General features: G+C 47.6%; 1 protein-coding gene. It reads right to left on the minus strand.

What is annotated here, in order from left to right; all coding sequences use genetic code 11:
* Positions 1–311: hypothetical protein (locus JUI58_RS27590; protein WP_204102510.1), on the minus strand; the 311-nt coding region annotated here is incomplete at both ends.

Raw genomic sequence — 311 nt, forward strand, 5'->3', positions numbered from 1 at the left:
ATTTTCCCCCTGCACCTCCCCCGTCACGATTAAATCTCCTGTGTTTGCATTCGCCAGATTTGCATCTGTCGGGGAAGGAGAAGCTGTTAATAGTGCGGGAATATCCAACATTGTGAAAGGAAGAATCTCACCATTGCTATCTTTGGGAATCTCAACCTCTAAACTCAAGAGACTCCCTGCTTGCTGAATGCGGATTAAGCTGCTCCCCGGAACAGCAGCAAGGGTTATGGTACCATTGGGCGCATTGAGACTGCCTGTATTGATGACCGTTCCCCCAATTAAGGTTAAACTTTGCCCCACATTAACAGCTA

Source organism: Spirulina sp. CCY15215, from assembly GCF_016888125.1.
GTDB lineage: Bacteria > Cyanobacteriota > Cyanobacteriia > Cyanobacteriales > Spirulinaceae > CCY15215.